The 16,603-nt window shown below is 54.2% G+C and carries 12 protein-coding genes; 6 read left to right on the forward strand and 6 right to left on the reverse strand.

Going from position 1 to position 16,603, the window contains the following annotated elements:
* Positions 1-113 precede the first annotated feature (113 nt).
* The 4 genes from GOV90_RS20195 to GOV90_RS20210 all read right to left on the reverse strand — a co-directional run bounded on the left by GOV90_RS20195 (position 114) and on the right by GOV90_RS20210 (position 5,627).
* Positions 114-1,550, reverse strand: a complete 1,437-nt coding sequence (locus GOV90_RS20195; RefSeq protein ID WP_171136164.1) for a hypothetical protein — start codon at positions 1,548-1,550, stop codon at positions 114-116.
* A 144-nt stretch (positions 1,551-1,694) separates the two neighbouring features.
* Positions 1,695-2,306, reverse strand: a complete 612-nt coding sequence (locus GOV90_RS20200; protein ID WP_171136166.1) for a polysaccharide biosynthesis/export family protein — start codon at positions 2,304-2,306, stop codon at positions 1,695-1,697.
* 112 nt (positions 2,307-2,418) lie between these two features.
* Entirely contained in the window at positions 2,419-4,869 is a 2,451-nt protein-coding gene (locus GOV90_RS20205; protein WP_171136168.1) for a tetratricopeptide repeat protein, read from the reverse strand.
* Between the two features lie 68 nt (positions 4,870-4,937).
* A complete protein-coding gene (locus GOV90_RS20210) occupies positions 4,938-5,627 on the reverse strand; it encodes a sugar transferase (RefSeq protein ID WP_256367985.1) in 690 nt (229 codons plus the stop codon).
* 733 nt (positions 5,628-6,360) lie between these two features.
* Here GOV90_RS20210 and GOV90_RS20215 point away from each other — a divergent pair.
* Genes GOV90_RS20215 through GOV90_RS20230 form a run of 4 tightly spaced genes read left to right on the forward strand, consistent with a single transcriptional unit; the run spans position 6,361 to position 10,413 of the window.
* A complete protein-coding gene (locus GOV90_RS20215; RefSeq protein WP_253284825.1) occupies positions 6,361-7,137 on the forward strand; it encodes an ExeA family protein in 777 nt (258 codons plus the stop codon).
* Between the two features lies 1 nt (position 7,138).
* Positions 7,139-8,680 carry a lipopolysaccharide biosynthesis gene (locus tag GOV90_RS20220; RefSeq protein ID WP_171136172.1) on the forward strand — a complete coding sequence of 514 codons (1,542 nt, stop codon included), beginning with the start codon at positions 7,139-7,141 and terminating at the stop codon, positions 8,678-8,680.
* Between the two features lie 31 nt (positions 8,681-8,711).
* Positions 8,712-9,548 (forward strand): CpsD/CapB family tyrosine-protein kinase, encoded by an 837-nt coding sequence (locus GOV90_RS20225; protein WP_171136174.1) that lies wholly within the window; start codon positions 8,712-8,714, stop codon positions 9,546-9,548.
* Positions 9,529-10,413, forward strand: coding sequence for a glycosyltransferase family 2 protein (locus tag GOV90_RS20230; protein WP_171136175.1), 885 nt, complete (start codon positions 9,529-9,531; stop codon positions 10,411-10,413). The genes GOV90_RS20225 and GOV90_RS20230 overlap by 20 nt, the downstream gene beginning before the upstream one ends.
* A gap of 67 nt (positions 10,414-10,480) precedes the next feature.
* Here GOV90_RS20230 and GOV90_RS20235 read toward each other — a convergent pair whose 3' ends face one another.
* Positions 10,481-11,020 (reverse strand): VPLPA-CTERM sorting domain-containing protein, encoded by a 540-nt coding sequence (locus GOV90_RS20235; RefSeq protein WP_171136177.1) that lies wholly within the window; start codon positions 11,018-11,020, stop codon positions 10,481-10,483.
* Between the two features lie 868 nt (positions 11,021-11,888).
* On the opposite strand from GOV90_RS20235, the gene GOV90_RS20240 reads away from it, so the two are divergent.
* Positions 11,889-13,388 carry a hypothetical protein gene (locus GOV90_RS20240; RefSeq protein ID WP_171136179.1) on the forward strand — a complete coding sequence of 500 codons (1,500 nt, stop codon included), beginning with the start codon at positions 11,889-11,891 and terminating at the stop codon, positions 13,386-13,388.
* On the forward strand, positions 13,385-14,410 hold the full coding sequence (locus tag GOV90_RS20245) for a glycosyltransferase (RefSeq protein WP_171172891.1): 1,026 nt from the start codon (positions 13,385-13,387) through the stop codon (positions 14,408-14,410). Before GOV90_RS20240 ends, GOV90_RS20245 begins: the two co-directional genes overlap by 4 nt.
* A gap of 38 nt (positions 14,411-14,448) precedes the next feature.
* Here the strand turns inward: GOV90_RS20245 and GOV90_RS20250 are convergent, their stop codons facing one another.
* Positions 14,449-15,933 carry an NAD(P)/FAD-dependent oxidoreductase gene (locus GOV90_RS20250; RefSeq protein ID WP_253284823.1) on the reverse strand — a complete coding sequence of 495 codons (1,485 nt, stop codon included), beginning with the start codon at positions 15,931-15,933 and terminating at the stop codon, positions 14,449-14,451.
* Positions 15,934-16,603: the final 670 nt, after the last annotated feature.

Raw genomic sequence — 16,603 nt, forward strand, 5'->3', positions numbered from 1 at the left:
TAAAGCACGCCTCGAAATCATGGGTGTCCAAGCTCCCGCGATTTTGATCCAAAATCGATACAATATGCAGCTTTTGGAGAATTTGTTGACGAAAAGAGCCCAGCCAAAGCAAATCAGGGTTTGAGGGTGAACCTCCGCCCAAGTGTCAGGAAGACCGAGTCCGAGGTCGCCTTAAAGCCGTTCTGGTCGTCCATCTCGTACTGATAGCCTACGTTGAGTGCCCAATCCTTTGTAATCGCGCGCGTATAAGAGGCGTTGAATGTGCCGCGCTGTCTTGGGTTGGATGGGCCCGTCCCTTCATCTTCCTGGTCGATGAAACTGACGCTAAAAGTCAGGCCGGATACCGGGTTGATGAAATAATCATATGTCAGGAAGGCCAGGGTCTGCCGGGTTTCCACACTTTGCGTACTGGTGCCGACCCGTCGTTGAATCGTCGCACCGATCCGAGAGCTGGCCAATTGATAGCTGTAGTCGATCTGACCAATCGGCGTCACTTCGTCGAAAGGCCCCCGAGTGAAGCCAATGTTAAAGCCGAACAACCCGCTGGAGCGTTGGAAAGTTCGACCGACCGTGGCGTTGATTCTGGAACCATTCACACCGAATGTCTGGTCAAACAGAATATCTGCGGTTCCATCCGGCAGCGTCTTGTTCCAGGCAACACTCCAGACGAAATCTTCGGTCACATCATTTATGTTGTTCGCACGCTGTGTGTCGTCCACCTGGCTGTAACCGATATTCGCGCTGAGGGTGGTGATAGGTGAAATGTCATACGTAACACCCGTCGACACGACTGTTGTTTGCCGATCAGTCCGGACGCTGTCTTCGGCCGCGAAATCCCGGTAATCGACATTCAAGTTGCCCTGAAGAACCGGAGAAAACCGAAACAGAACCGCAGCCGAATAATCGTCGGACCGGTTGTCGAACAGGTTCGGATCGATTGTGTTCGTATAGCTGCGTTCACGGTGGTTGTAAGAGAAGCGGAATCCCAAAGGATCGTTCAGGCCGGTTTCCCAGTCCAGATTCCCACGTGTGTTGACCTGATCACCTATGGTGCCGATCACGTCCGAGGCGTCGATGACGCCATCCAGGTTCGTGTCCGTCAGCGAGCGATTGAAGGCAAGGTCTCTCTCGCGGTATTCAGCCAGCAAGCCAAGCCGGCTGTTTGCGCGTATACGCTGATAGTCCAGCCGTGCGAGCGGATCCGAGAAGCTGGATTCCGTTCCGATAATTGGTTCATTGGCGATCCGGTATAGCCCTGACAGGTCGAATCTCAGCGTCGAATCCGTTGTCTGCTTCTGAATCCCAAGGGCAAGTGTGTTTTCCCACCAAGTGGTCGATCCAAGCGACGGATCGGTCAGACGAAGGTTATCGTCATGCCTGAGCGAGGTCAGGTAGTCCAATGTCACAGTCAGGCCGGTTCCGGTGCCGGTCGGTTGACCGGTCAATGGCTGGCCGACCTGCCGCGCTGGGTTTCTCAGCGCCTGCTGCGAAATAAGCTGCTGGCTGGGTGTCTGCTGTACAAGCGTTGATGTGACCGGCGCTTGTTGCACGGTCGTTTGCTGCGTCTGCTGTGTTGTCGTTTGCGTTGTTGAGGTTTGCTGCCCAACAACTGGCATCACTGAAATTATTAAAGCAGTTCCACCCCCCAGAACGGTGGACAGCCTGAATTTCGATTTCCCCACCTGTATCAGCCCCTATTCGAACAAGCGGCGTGATGGCACGACCACAACATCTCCGGTTCTGAGCACTGTATTGCCTTGGATGCCACCGCCCGATCCATTGTAGTTATAGATATATTTGTTCACCACGCCTGTTTTACTGTCAGCTCTGCGCAATTCGATGCGCTTGCGAGCCGCGAAATTGGTCAGACCACCAGCCTGAGCCAAAACCTGAAGAATGGTTGTACCTTCGGTCGCCAGAAACTTTCCGGGTATGTTGACTTCACCCATGATGAAAACATCAATGGTTGGGCCGGTTGCGGCTTGCGCACCCAGAAGCGGGGGCGGTGCCAGCGAGGCGACCGAAATAAAGACGGTTGGTGGCGCATTGAAATTTGACGCCAGCGCCGATGAAAGAGATGAGCTCAACCCATTGGTCGATTGACCGGCTGCCCGGAGCGAACCGGCAAGCGGAAAGTTGATAGATCCATCCGGCAGAACCAGAATCGTTCGGTTCAGAGTGGGATCTTCGAGAACTTCGACCTGAAGCGCATCGCCCGGCTGGATTTGATATGATTGAGCCCATGACCAGGTGGTCGCAAGCATAGTAATGACAAGAGCGATCAAGGACCCGATTACTGTACGCATATTCAAATCTCTCACTTTTTCCTGTTTATGCCTTCTTGTAGAGCACAAAACAATCTGTGGTGTGTGCAATGACCAGGAGATGCGGCAGAAATGCAGCGCCCCCATGGTGTTGCTATTGCCCAGCGATGTTTGCGGTGCCCAATCTTTCAATCTCTACCTCGAGCGGTGGCGAAACATTCAGGGACGCATCCAGCGCCTGAGCCGTTTTAAAGGCGCGCAGGGCGTCCAGAGGTCGATCAAGATCAGCGTAAGTCCGGCCGAGATGATAGAAGACCAGTGGCTGATCCGGCAGCGCTTCAGCTGCAGGCTCGAGATACGCAAGCGCCTCTTCGTAATTGCCCAATCGGTAGGCTATCCAGCCATATGTATCCTGAAAGAACGGGACACGGGTGCCACGCAAGCGCCGTGCAAGAGCATGGGCCCGCTGCAGGCTTTCCTGATCAGCGCGATGTGTTGTCAGCAGGCTCGCCAGGTTATTGGCAACGATTAGAGACTGATTGCTGAGGGGATAAAGTGTTTCATAGGTTGCGATGGCCTGATCCAGATCGCCGGCCTGTTCGTACAAAGCCGCCTGCAGCATCAGAAGATCAGGATTATCAGGCAGGGTCGTCAGGGCTTCTGCCATGACATTCTGTGCTGTTTCCAGATTACCCCGCCGGGTCTCCAGCGAATGCAGCGCAATCCAGGCTCTGGCTACGTCCGGGCGGGCGCTGAGAAGTGTGCGATAAAGCTTTTCTGCCTTGTCGTATTCCCCTTCATTGATCAGCGCGCGCGCTTTGATCAGACGTATGGGCAAAGAGTCCGGATTGTCTTCGAGAAGCAGATCAAGGCGAGCGAAAGCGTCGACTGTTTTCCCCTGGACCAGCATCAGGCGGATCAGGGCAATATCTGCGGGCAAACCGAATTCGGGATCGTCTGCCAGCTCATTCAGGAACGTCACCAGATCATCAGTTTGTTGCTGAGCCGCCAGCATCTGAGCCCGAAGCTCGTTTGCCAGACGGCGTGCTTCTGGGGTGTCCAGTTCGCTGATCGAGCGCTGGACAACCTCCAGGCGACCCCAATCCTGCTGGCGCAGATAAATCTCACCCAGCCGGAACAGCAGTTCGGGGTGCTCCGGAGCCCGACGGAGAGACGCGATCAGAACACGTTCCCCGATTACCAGATCGTCTTCCGCAATCAGGAACTGGACATAACGAAGTGTTTCGGCGGGGGCGTTTTGGGACACTTCTGCTGCCAAAGCCAGCATTTCACCCATCAGTTCCCGATCACCATTACGCTCATGCGCTTGTGCCAGAAGGGTCATGAGTTGCGGATCGCGTGGTGCCTGACCAAGCGCTTCGCGCAAAAGCACGATTGCATCCCCGGTATTGTCCTCGTCAATCAGCCAGGAGGCTTTGAACTTGAGCGCGTCGACCTGTGTCGCATCCTCGGAGATTACTGTTTCGATCAGAGCCCGTGCGTCTTCAGGTCGGTCGGCCTGAAACAGAATCCGGGCGAACTCCACTTCGTTTTCGCGGGTTTGCTCAGTCCTTTCCGCACCTACCAGCAGATCTTGCATATCGGCAATGGCAGCTGCTCTGTCACCCGAGCGGAATTTCAGCATCGCTCGCATGGTCTTGAACCGGGGCGTGTTGGGCCCGCCTTGCGCGATGACCTGATCCATTTCCTCAATGGCGGCTTCTGTCCCGCGGTGTTGATCCAGAAAGGCGATATAGCGCTGCACAGGCATGTGATCTTCGGCTTGCGGAACGATCTCGGAGCGCAGCATCTGTTGTGCAGCATCCAGATTGCCCTGGGCGATGTAGTGCTGCACCAATGCCTGCTCGATACCTTGATCATCAGGGAAAACCTGCGTCATCTTCTGAAGCAGGTTTTCGATCTCGGCGGGTTGCTCCAATTCGTACAGCGCGCGCAGACGGGTTGAGTAGAGATTTGCCTGCTTGGGCGAAAGGGCAAGAGCAGCCGCCGTTTCTTCCAGCACCCCGCTCCAGTCCTGATCGCGGATCAGATGATCAATTACAGTCTGCCGTGCAGTCAGCAGATCGGGATGGGTACTCAGTATTTCGCGGGCTTTGAGCACGGTCAGGTCGGTACCGGCAGAGTCGCCGTTTCTGACCGCATCAGTATAGGCCAGCGTATTGTTAATGGACTGGATGGCAACATCCTCGGGGGCCAGTGCAGCCGCCGCCGCACCATGGCGTCGGACGTCATCCCAGTTGCCGGTTTCCAGAGCCATTTCAGCCAGGCTGCGCTGCCCTTCCAGATTATCGGGATACTGTTCCACCAGCCGTAGATACTGACCATAAGCGAGGGAGATATTGCCCCGTTCACGCTCCAGCCGGGCGAAGGTCAGCCGTGCGTCCTTGTGCTGACCGTTGAGCTTGAAGACATTCCTGAATTCAACAAGGGCGCGCTCGACGTCGCCAGCTTCAAGATGGGCCAGCCCTGCCTGGAAATGGGCTTCAGCACGCTCCTCGGCCGAGTCGCAGGCGCTCAGCAGGAGTACCGCTGCAAAAAGGGCGGCGGTCAGTCGTGCACCAATAGGGGGTACGATCCAGCTCATTGTTGTCCCTCCGCAAAACCCACGAAAAAGCATGCAACCCACCGATTGGTCGGTTGCACAGCCCAGTTTCAGCAGCCCGTGCCGCGCAGAACAACAAAAATGGTCCGGAACACGATTGAAACATCCGTGCCAAACGACATGGTTTTCCAGTATTCGGTATCGTGAAATGCGCGTTCAGCAAATGTAGACTGATTGCGTTTGGAAACCTGCCATGGTCCCGACAGGCCAGGGCGCATGGCGGTATAGAATTTTCCGGGATAAAGCTCTTTCTGGTTCACCATCATGGGGCGGGGCCCAACTATGGACATTTCACCAATAAGAACGTTCCAGAACTGTGGCAGTTCATCCATTGAGGATTTACGCAGGAACTTCCCGAACTTGATGATACGGGGGTCATTGCGCAGTTTCTGATCGCGGTTCCATTCCGCCCGAGCTTCGGGGCTCTGTGCCAGATGCTTTTGCAGCACGGTTTCGGCGTCATGTACCATGGTACGCAATTTGAGCATCTTGAAGGTTTTGCCGTTCTTACCAACCCGTTCCTGCCGGTAAAATGGGGTCACGCCCTGAAATGCAAGAAACGCGGCCAACAAAAGAATTACCGGCACGACAAAAGGCGCTGCAAATAATGCGAACGCTATGTCGAAAAGACGCTTACCCCCACTTCTATAGATGCCTGGGTATGAAACCGAGGCAGGCACAACAGAAATGCCAGAGTAGCCCGCACCAGCGTTGGCCACTTCTTTCGAATGACTTGTCACAATTTAAACCCCCAACACACACACTTACTCACGAACCACTTACTAAACTTACGAACCGAACACGCTCGACCTCAATGACACATACTTAAAATTATTTTTCTTACCACTTCGACCTTGCGCTTACACACTCGCGAGGCCTCTTTTCCCGTAACCAAGTGTTAACAAATTCCACCTGTCTTGCAAAACATTAATACAGGCAAGCACGTTCTCAGACCGCTAAATACAAGCGCTTTCTAACAGGATCGTAAAGCCGCATCCGGTTGATCCGCCGCAAATCCATCAATTTTTGTTTCCCTGCAGGGCACAATGGGTGTTTTTTTGAAATTTTAGGCTAAATTTTAGCCACTCGAACTCCTTTTGCCCTGTGATCACACCAGGGCACGAGCGTCCCTTCCGTAGGCAATCCAGCAAGGCCCAAAGGAAACAATCGCGACAAATTTCCCAGATTGGAGAGGTAGGCAGGTCAATTCACCGCGTGTGTAGTTTAGTGATGCCTGCTATCTTGATTTTATGGCAAAGTAGTACCCAAGTACTTTTTGTTTATGTGATGTGTTCGTTGTGTAAGGGATTTTTGGTGGTTCAGGGTATGAGTTTGGATAATCTCCGGGGGGCCAGTACGAGGTTTGACAAGGCGGAAGGCAACCGAGGTGCAATGGCGTCCAGTGACGGGTTTTATCTAGATTATTTCGGGCTTGACCGACGGCCCTTTACGCTGCTTCCGGATCCCGGATTCATGTATTGGTCGCCCCTGCACAAGCGCGGGTATTCGGTGCTGCAATTCGGCATCATGAGCTGCGCGCCCATCACGGTGTTGACCGGAGAAATCGGAGCCGGAAAAACCACCCTGATACAGCATCTCCTCAGCGAGATGGAGCAATCGATCACGGTTGGGCTGATTTCGAATGCGCAGGGCGGTCGCGGAGAGTTGCTGCAATGGGTCCTGCACGCGTTGGGTTTGCCGATCGAAAATGACGCAAGCTATGTACAGATTTTCCGGGCGCTGCAGGATTTTCTTGTCTCGGAATATGCCGAAGGCCGGCGGGTGGTTCTGATCTTCGACGAAGCGCAGAACCTGACCGTCGAAGGGTTGGAAGAAATTCGAATGCTGACCAACATCAATTCGAACACGGATGAACTGATCCAGCTTGTTCTGGTTGGTCAGCCGGAATTGCGCGACATGGTTCTGGATCCCAAAATGCGACAGCTGACGCAGCGCGTGGCTGCAAGCTTTCATCTGGAGCGGATGGATGAATCATCCGTGGAAGCTTATATCCGGCACAGGATGAAAACCGCTGGCGGATCAGGGGACGAGTTTTCTGAAGACGCCTGCAAGCTGATTTTTCAGCAGACCCGTGGCGTGCCGCGTCTGGTTAATCAGTTCTGCGATTTTGCTTTGCTTTATGCCTGGACGAATGAGGCAGAGAACGTGAATGAAGATGTCGTCAAACAGGTGGTCGATGACGGCGTCTTCTTTGGCGGCAATTCACTTGAGAAGGAGCTGACAGTCTAAGATGGGTCCTGTACGCTACTATTTCTCCATTTTCCTGAGACGGTTTCCGTATTTTCTGATCGTCGCGCTGGTTGTGTCCGCAGCATCGATCATCATCGCCCGGGCGCTGCCTGCCACCTATGTGTCCCAGATGCGCCTGATCGTCGAATCCCCGCAAATTCCGGGAAACCTGGCGGCCAGCACGGTCAATACCCCCGCGTTCGAACAACTTCAGATTGTCGAACAACGTCTGCTGACGCGACCGGTTCTTCTGGATATTTCACGCAAGTTCAAAGTGCTTCCAGATCAGGATGAGGCCAGCCCGGATCAGATTGTCGAGGCATTGCGTGCCCAAACGTCGATCCGAATTGCAGCCGGTCGGAATCAGGCCAACCTGATGACCATCACATTCGAAGGCCGGACCGGGCAAATCGCGGCTGGTGTACTGAATGAATACCTGACGGAAATCCAGAAGTTGGATGTGACTTACCGCAAAGGACGCGCATCGGACACTCTGGCATTCTTTGAGCAGGAAGTGGAACGACTGAGCGATGAACTCGACGAGCGCAGTGCGCGGATTCTGGAATTCCAGAAAGAGCATTCGGGTGCCTTGCCTTCGAGCTTGCAGTTCCGCATGGCGCAGCAGGCTTCTCTGCAGACAAATCTGCAGCAGACCGATCAGCAGATTTTTGCACTCAGAAGTCAGCGCGAAAAGCTTTTGGATATTTACAGTACGACGGGGCAGATTGTTGGCGTAGGGCAGCAGTCCCAGACACAGGCGCAGCAGCAGCTGAACCAGCTGCGTAACCAGCTTGATAATCAACTGGGAATTTACTCTGAAAGCAGCCCGCAAATTAAAATCTTGCGGTCCCGGATCACACGTCTGGAAGAGGTCGTAGCCGCCGAACAGGCCGCAAATGTCGCGACGCCGAACCCACAGACGGGCAATTCCACACTGGACATTCAACTGGCGCAGATCGATTCACAAATCGCATCGCTTGAAGATCAGAGGAAAGTCACCGAAGAGGGCCTTGAAAAACTGACACTGACGATTGACCAGACTCCGGCCAATGCGATCACATTGGCAGAGTTGCAGCGCGATCACAGCAATATCCAGGCTCAGTATAACAGCGCTGTCAGCCGTCTGGCCTCTGCCTCAACCGGCGAGCGGATCGAAGTGACTTCGCAGGGGCAGCGCATCTCGGTGATCGAACACCCTGCTGTCCCCAGCGCACCGGCCAAACCCAACCGACTGCTGATCGCGGGCGGGGGTACATTTGTCGGGATTTTTCTGGGACTGGGGTTGGTCTTCCTTATTGAGTTTATGAACAAGGCCGCACGCAGACCCGAGGACCTGATCAACAAACTGGATGTTTGGCCGATCGCGACGATCCCTTATGTGCGCTCTCGCGGTGAAGTTATAATGCAGCGGGTCGTCTGGGTAAGTATCACTCTGATGATACTGGTGGGCGTACCCGCAGGCATGTGGGCGATTCATACCTATTATCTGCCCCTGGATCTGATTGCCGAGAAAGTTATTGATAAGTTGGAGGTGTATTGGTGATTTCTGCTCTGATTGAAACAGGGAGGGTGTAATGGACCGTCTTCAGCAGGCGATTCAGAAAGCCCGTGAGGAACGTGAAAGCCGCCAGTCCCAGCCGCTACCGCCGATCGATGAGCCTCTCCGGTCCCAGCCGTCCGAGGAGCAGGGCAGCATAGAAGACATCTGGCTGTCTGTGCCAGAGATCAGGATTGAGCAGCGCTTTATATCTCGCAACCGGCTTCTGTCTTATCGGGGTGGTCCTGATGCGACACCCTATGACATGTTGCGCACGAAGATGATGCAGCAGATTCTATCCAATGGCTGGCGCCGGATTGCACTGACATCACCATACAGCGGATGCGGTAAGAGCACAGCAACGGCGAACTTGGCCTTTAGCCTGAGCCGGCAGGAAGATTTGCGGACGATCGTGATCGATTTTGATATGCGGCGCAGGGGATTGGCCGAAATCCTGAAGCAAACTGGCAGTCACAGTATGGCGGATGTCATTCAGGGAAAAGTGCCGTTTCACGAACACGCTTTACGCTATAGCAACAACGTGATTTTCGGGTTGAACTACACTTCGACGCGCAACCCCGCAGAAGTTCTGCAAAGCCGCCGGATGATTGAATTTCTTGAGCAACTCGAGGCAGATTTCAAACCTGATATCATTCTGTTCGACACACCGCCCATGATGGTGAGTGATGACAGTCACGGCTTTCTCAGGAATGTCGATTGTGCGCTGCTTCTGGCTGCCGCCGAAGAAACCAGCATCGATCATATCGACGTGGCTGAACAGCAATTGGCTGAGCTCACAAAAGTCATGGGGATCGTGTTGAACAAATGTCGTTATATCAGCGGAGCTTTCGGCAATGAGTACGGCTCCTACTGAAATATCTCCGTCTGATGCGGTTATCATTCCTCATTACAATGACTTGCCAAGGTTAGAGCGATGTTTGCAGGCCCTCAGAGAGAATGACCTGACGGGTACGGAAATCATCGTTGTGGATAACAATTCTCCGTTGTCTTTGGACGAAATACGCAAGTCCTTTCCAGAGGTGCGCTTTGTTGTGGAAACCCAAAAGGGTGCTGCTCATGCCCGCAATCGCGGGGTGACTGAAACCACGGCATCGCGACTGTTCTTCATTGATGCCGATTGTGTTCCGGCTGCCGACTGGCTGGCCACCGGACGCCAGATCGCAAATCGGGCCGATCTGATTGGCGGGCGGGTTGACGTATTTGACGAAACCCCACCGCCGCGCAGTGGCGCCGAGGCATTTGAAGCGGTTTTTGCGTTTAACTTCCGCAGATATATCGAAGTCCAGGGCTTTTCCGGCGCTGGCAACCTGCTGACCCGCCGGGATGTTTTCGATTCCATCGGTGGCTTCATCAACGGTGTATCTGAAGATCGGGAATGGACGATGCGCGCTGTCGCCCGGGGCTATAACCTGGTTTACGAGGATGCGTTTCGGGTCAGTCACCCATCGCGGCAGAACTGGCCTGCGCTCCGGGCAAAATGGCGCCGGACCACGCAGGAGGCGTATCAGTTGAACGGAACCGGCGCTGGCGCGCGCCTGCGGTGGGCGGTCCGTGGATTGGCCATGCCCGCCAGCGCGATTGCTCATACCCCGAAGATCCTATCCAGCGACAAGTTAACTTCGGTTGGTGAAACGGTGCGGGCGACATTCACGTTGTTTCGGCTCAGGTGCCTGCGCATGATCTGGATGTTACGCCAGGCATCGGGCGGCACGATCTGACCAGATAAATGAAAAGGGGCCGTAAAACGGCCCCTTTCCCATAGATCCCATTTGTGTGTGCAGCAGATCAGGCCGCTGTCATCTTGCGGCGACGGGTCAAGGCCAACCCACCAAGCGCAGTCAGAAGCAATACACCACCAGCAGGCAGCGGAACCGCGGACACGTCAAAGTCAAATGTAACAGCCCCGCCGTTCTTGGGTGCTGTGGAGTCTGCCCAGCTGAACACCAGGTTCTGGGTCAGGCTGCTGGGGCTTACGCTGCTGAAGAGTGACTTGAGCGTTGTCTGAACCCCACCCAGAACCGATGTCGAGGCGAGAACAGAGTTGGTGTTCGCATCAACCCAGCTCATTGTCAGACCCGTGAAAGCACCCAGAACTTTAATAGTCACCGACGCGTTTGCCGTTCCGACCAGCGGATCGATTGGCGACGTGAAGTTGACCGAATACGAACCAGGACCGCCAAAAGAGGAAACCGACCCAATAAAGGCATTATCGGAGGTGATGTCATAGCTGCCACCAGCTGTTACGGATGTCAGCGCACTGGCCGATCCCGCCATCATCACAGCCGCGGTAAGGGCCGCAGCTATCATTTTCAAAGATTTAAGCATAAAATTCCCACCCTTGATCTTATGTACACACAATTCACACGCATATTCGGCGCGCCACCTACTCCTCAAAGTTAATACATCACTTACATTTGATTAAGAAGGCTTTTTTAATGAAATCAGGCTTTTTTAAGGCATAAGAGTAAAAACAGAGGCACAATAATATAATGAACTTCTTTTTGTTTCGGTTTTAGAGACGAATCTCTTCGAATCTCTGCCGAACTGGGCTTTTGCAAGGCAGGGTGTATGGGCCTGAATGACGACCTCCGGAGGAAGGGATGATCACTTTACACCCGCAAAACAGGAAACAATGCAGGATTCATTTGTACATTGTTTGCATGCTTAATCGCTTTTAGGACTACATGGGCTGCACCTAACGTGAAAATGTACCTTTGCAGGGTATCTGCCATATTTCTTCTTAGACGCGTCGCAAGATTCGTGTAGCTTTGCTGCATTGTCGTATGAAATTCAGGCCCTCATTCTTAATCGGAATTTTCAGTTGGCCGTTTGTTGTTGTGCCTCCATTCACGAGGAGAGAGTACGAATGCACGTTGGCCTAAACATTTTCACACAGTTTAAACGCCTGATGAGCCTCGACAGTGCTCCCACGCCAGTCAAAGCCATCGAGAACTCTGATGACAGTGGCTGATCTTGATCCCTGCGAAACAAGCCTGAGCGCCCAGCGTATTCCGGTCAGCGCAGAGGTCGGGTTTTTACGCATGCGCCCCTGCGCAGTGCTGTTGGAGCACAAAATCAGGGCGACCGTACATCCTGCGACCAACATCTGCGGCGATGACCGGCCGGAAGATGGATTAACGGCATCAATCCCATGTTTCCAGCACCCGACAATAGAAGCAAAGAAGACTTCAATATGGGTATGAACGTCTCGGCTCCTACGGATAAACTGTTCGGGAAGAGCGGCGCGGTTCTGCTGATCCTCGCTGTGATTTTCACCTGTCTGGCGGTGCTGCTGATCAATGGAGCCCCCCTGTATTACTTTGATACCGGCAGTTATATCCGGCAGGGGAGTGTGGCGTTGAACATGCTTCTGCCGCCGGGGGCAGAAGGAGGCACGCCAGGGGTGACCCAGACGGCTGATGGGGACAGCACAGCAAGCGGATCCCGGTCTCTGATATACGGCATGATCCTGGCCGGGTTCTTTCGCGCCAATGCACTGTTCTTAGTTCCGGTCCTTCATTTGTCGGTCGTGCTGCTTGTGGCCTGGTTGCTGGCCAGAAATGCCCACCGTTCGATGGGGAACGCACAGAGCACAACCATATTGACTACGGTCCCCCTACTGGTGGCGGCCAGCACTTCATTACCTTTTTACATCGCTTACATGATGCCGGACATCTTTGCGCCGGTTCTGCTGATCATCATCGCAGCCCTCGCAGCCTTTGGCCGGACCATGCAGATCTGGGAGGTTTTGCTGATGTCCGGTGGCGCGCTGCTTTGTGTCCTGGTGCATCCATCACATTTTGCGATCGCAGGGCTGATGATCTCTTTCCTCATATTGGCCGCATTGGGCAACAAAATGCCCAGGGGCTGGCGTGCGACGGTTCTGATGATTGTGGTTCTTGTTCTGGCCGCAGCCGAGCGCAAGGCATTTCATGTCACTGTGGAAACTACGACAAAAAAAGAAGTTATCTATACTCCTCACATCACCGCGCGGCTTATCGTTGATGGCCCCGGCATGGCCTATCTGGATGAGGCCTGCCCGGACGCCGAAATCCCGACCTGCGCCCTGCACGAAGCGTTGTCGTGGTCTGACGATCCCTACAGGATGACACCGTCCCACATCATTTTCGAACGCTCCGCCCGGCTGGGGTCCTTCAGGCTGCTGCCCCCCGAAGATCAAAAGCAGATCGCCTTATCACAACGGGATTTTGCCAAGGCGGTCTTCCTGTCTCATCCGTTCTCAACATCTCTGGCGCTGGCAAAGAACGGATATCAGCAGATTTTGCGCCATAGCATCACCATGACGATCCCGACAGACGTGGAACTGAACAACGCACGCCGATTGGCGCGTCTCAGCGAAGTTGATCAGGATATGTTGCAGATGGGACAGTTGTCCAAAGACAGGGCATGGATCGGAACCATCGACGCCCTACACAGTGCCATCTATGCCATCTCGTTTGTCTTGATCGCGTTTGTTCTGCTGAAACCGGCCAGCGTAGCGCCAGACATGAAGCTGTTTGCACTCTTCATCCTGATCGGAATAGCAGTCAACGCGCTGGTTTGTGGAGGGGTGTCGCAACCCGCAGATCGTTACGGCGCACGCGTGATGTGGTTATTGCCTTTTACAGCAGCCTTTCTTTTCCTTGTTCAGCGCTCAGGCGCTTCGCGTATCTTGACCGGAGACCCTTCGTGAGTTCAGATCAGCCTCTTTCCATCACTGTGATCATGCCGGCTTATAATGCCGAACATCTGCTGCCCCGTGTCCTGCCGCCCCTGCTTGATATGCTGAAGGCTGATCAGGTGCAGCAGGTTCTGGTGGTGGATGACCAATCCCCCGACGGCACGGCCGCGCTGGCGCGCGACATGGGCGCAACCGTTCTGACCACTCCGGTCAACGGCGGCCCTGGCGCGGCCCGCAATCTGGCCGCACAGCACGCCACGGGCGATATCCTGTGGTTTGTGGATTCTGATGTTATCGCATGGCCGGACGGGCCCGAGCATATCCGTCGCGCTATGTCCGAGGATAATGTCGGGGCCATGTTCGGATCTTATGACGATGCCCCGGACGGGCAGTCATGGTTTTCACGTTACAAGAACCTTCTGCACCGCTATCACCATCAACGTGCCCGCCGCGAGGCGCGCACCTTCTGGGCCGGGTGTGGTGCCATCCGGCGCGACGTGTTTCTTGAAGTCGGTGGCTTTGATGTCAAAACCTACGAGGTCCCCTCGATTGAGGATATCGAGTTGGGCTACCGGATCGCGGCCACCGGCCGCCGTATCCTGGTCGAGCCGCAATTGCAGGGCAAACATCTGAAAGTCTGGACCATTCGCAACAGCCTGAGCACGGATATTTTCTGCCGCGCCCTGCCCTGGGCCCGGCTGATGATCTCGCGCGAGGGGCTGACGGATGACCTGAATACGTCGATGGCCGAGCGGGCGCGGGCCGCAATTGCGGGGCTGTTGCTACTGTCGCTTCTGGCTTTGCCGTTCTGGCCGGGGGCCTGGCCCCTGCCCTTGCTGTTGCTGGCGGCGGCCCTGATCGCCAATCTGGATTTGGTGCGCGCCATGGCCGGACATGGCGGGCCATGGTTTGCATTCAAATGCCTGCTCTACCATCAGGTCTATTACGTCTATTCCGCCACCGTCTATGTCTGGTGCCTGTTCGAATATCACGTGCTGGGGCAGAAGCAGAAGCTGCGCGTCAAGCGCAGCTAAATGGCCGTACAACAGGGCAAACGAGCAGAACTACAGCTTCAAAGCGCAGTGCTTTTGCGGAGGCTCTTGCCCGGCGACGCCTTTTGATTGCGTTTGGTTTCGAATTCCTCGTGATACGAGCGTTCGACATTCACGTCCCAAACGTCATTATTTTCACCCATGATATTACGGGCGGCATACATAGCCGACAGCATTGAATGATCCTGGTTGTTATATCGGTGCAGGCCATTGCGCCCGACGGTCTGGAAGTTCTCAAGCGTCTTCAGCCAGCCACTGACAGTGTCCAGGGCATCTTTGTATTCGCTGTCATAAACCGGATAAGCCTTGGGTTGCCGGATAACGGCACAGTCAATGACATCGCTGGCCTTGGCCAAGCCCAGCTTTTCGAGTTCTTCACTGGCGAGTGCCTTAAGATCCGCTTCACTTGAAGACCACAGGCCATCTCCCTTCTGGCAGAAATATTCCATCCCGATCGAAGCGGTATTCTGATCAGGCAGCATTTCTGCGGACCAGGCCCGGAAATTCTGGATACGGCCCACTTTCACCTGCGGGCTGTGGATGTAAATCCAGTTATCCGGGAACGGATCGGCGTGATCCAAGATCAGAGTTACGATCAGGAAGTCACGATACCGCAGACGGTCCGCCGCTTCGACAACCTCGGGCGGTGGTGGCGGATCAAAAGCATGGATCAGATCACGCACTGCCATCGAGTTGATGAACTCTTCGCCCTCAACCCGTTCGGTATGCTTCTCACCGTCTTCAGTCCAATGGCGGACATCGATCGAGGTGACGCGATTGCCGTCACGGTTCACCTTGGTCACTTCAGAGTGGGTCTCGACCGACCCGCCCTTTTCATTGATCAGATCGCGGGTCTTTTCCCACATCATACCGGGACCCAGACGGGGATACTGGAATTCCTCGATCAGGCTGGCAGTGTCGTTGGCACCGGAAATCGCATTCCAGACCGCTTTGGGCAAAGACAGATTCTTGATCCGTTGCGCGGCCCAGTCGGCGCGGATTTCCGACGGTGGAATGCCCCAGACCTTTTTCGTGTAGCTGTGAAAGAAATGCATATAAAGCCGCCCGCCAAAGCGGTTGATCACCCATTCTTCAAAGGTATCTTCCTGCGGCTTGGGCCGGATCTTCCATTTGATGAAACTGCCGATGATCTTGTAGGTCTCGTAAGGACCGATATTGCCCAAAGCGTTGAAGATACGCAGCGGGTAATCGTAGAATTTGTTGCGATAGAAGATGCGGCTCAGGCGCTGCACGGTGATGAAATCATCCCCCATCACCTCGTGCCACATAGCCTCGACTTCCTCGACTTTTGTGAAGAACCGGTGACCGCCTATGTCAAAGCGGTAGCCTTTATGCGTCTCGGTTCGTGAGATGCCACCAACCATGTCCGAGGCTTCAAACACCCGCGGAACATGTGTGTCGCTCAGTTTCTGAAGTTCATAGGCGGCTGTCAGTCCTGCAGGACCACCACCAATGACGACAACGGGAACAATATCTTTTTTCAAATGACTAACACCCATACCAAAACACTTACCTCAGGCTATAAGAGGTTACCGATGATTCACAACAAAATCCCATTTTCCCAATAAATTTGCGACAACACGCTCGGGATGCTCCCCTTTGGCGGATAAAACCTTTGCGCCTTTGGCACCCGAAACACATCCCGGACCTTTGTACGATAGCGCTCATTCTTGAATCGGAATCCTGTTCATACAGGCGCATAAAAGATCAAAGCGCGGCAGGTGATTTCTTTACTGGCAAGCTGGTGTATACTATGTGTAAACCCTCTGAATTCATTAAATATATTTACCACCCGCATTCCAGCGCCGTATCTGTCTTGCTGCGGGAAATTCATGCTCAGCATACGCGGGCTGCCAAATCTTGTCCAACCGGGCTGAGTTGCTGTTTCACTTGATCAACGGGATGCTCCCAAAAAGATTTCACCAGGGCGCATATCGACCGCACCAAAAGTCGCAACAATACACCAAACTGACCCCCATTGTGCACATTTTCATGCCGACATGTACACAAACTCAGGGCATATTGACTCGGGGTCGGGTGAATCTTGACATGTGTGGGGTCCTGCCGTCCTACTGCGGCTGTGTATTTTGTAATGAGGTTGCGCCAGGCCAAAGCTCATGGCCCGCGTATTAAGAGGCTGGCAGGTTATTGGCC

Source organism: Ruegeria sp. HKCCA5929 (assembly GCF_013034525.1).
Classification (GTDB): Bacteria; Pseudomonadota; Alphaproteobacteria; order Rhodobacterales; family Rhodobacteraceae; genus Ruegeria.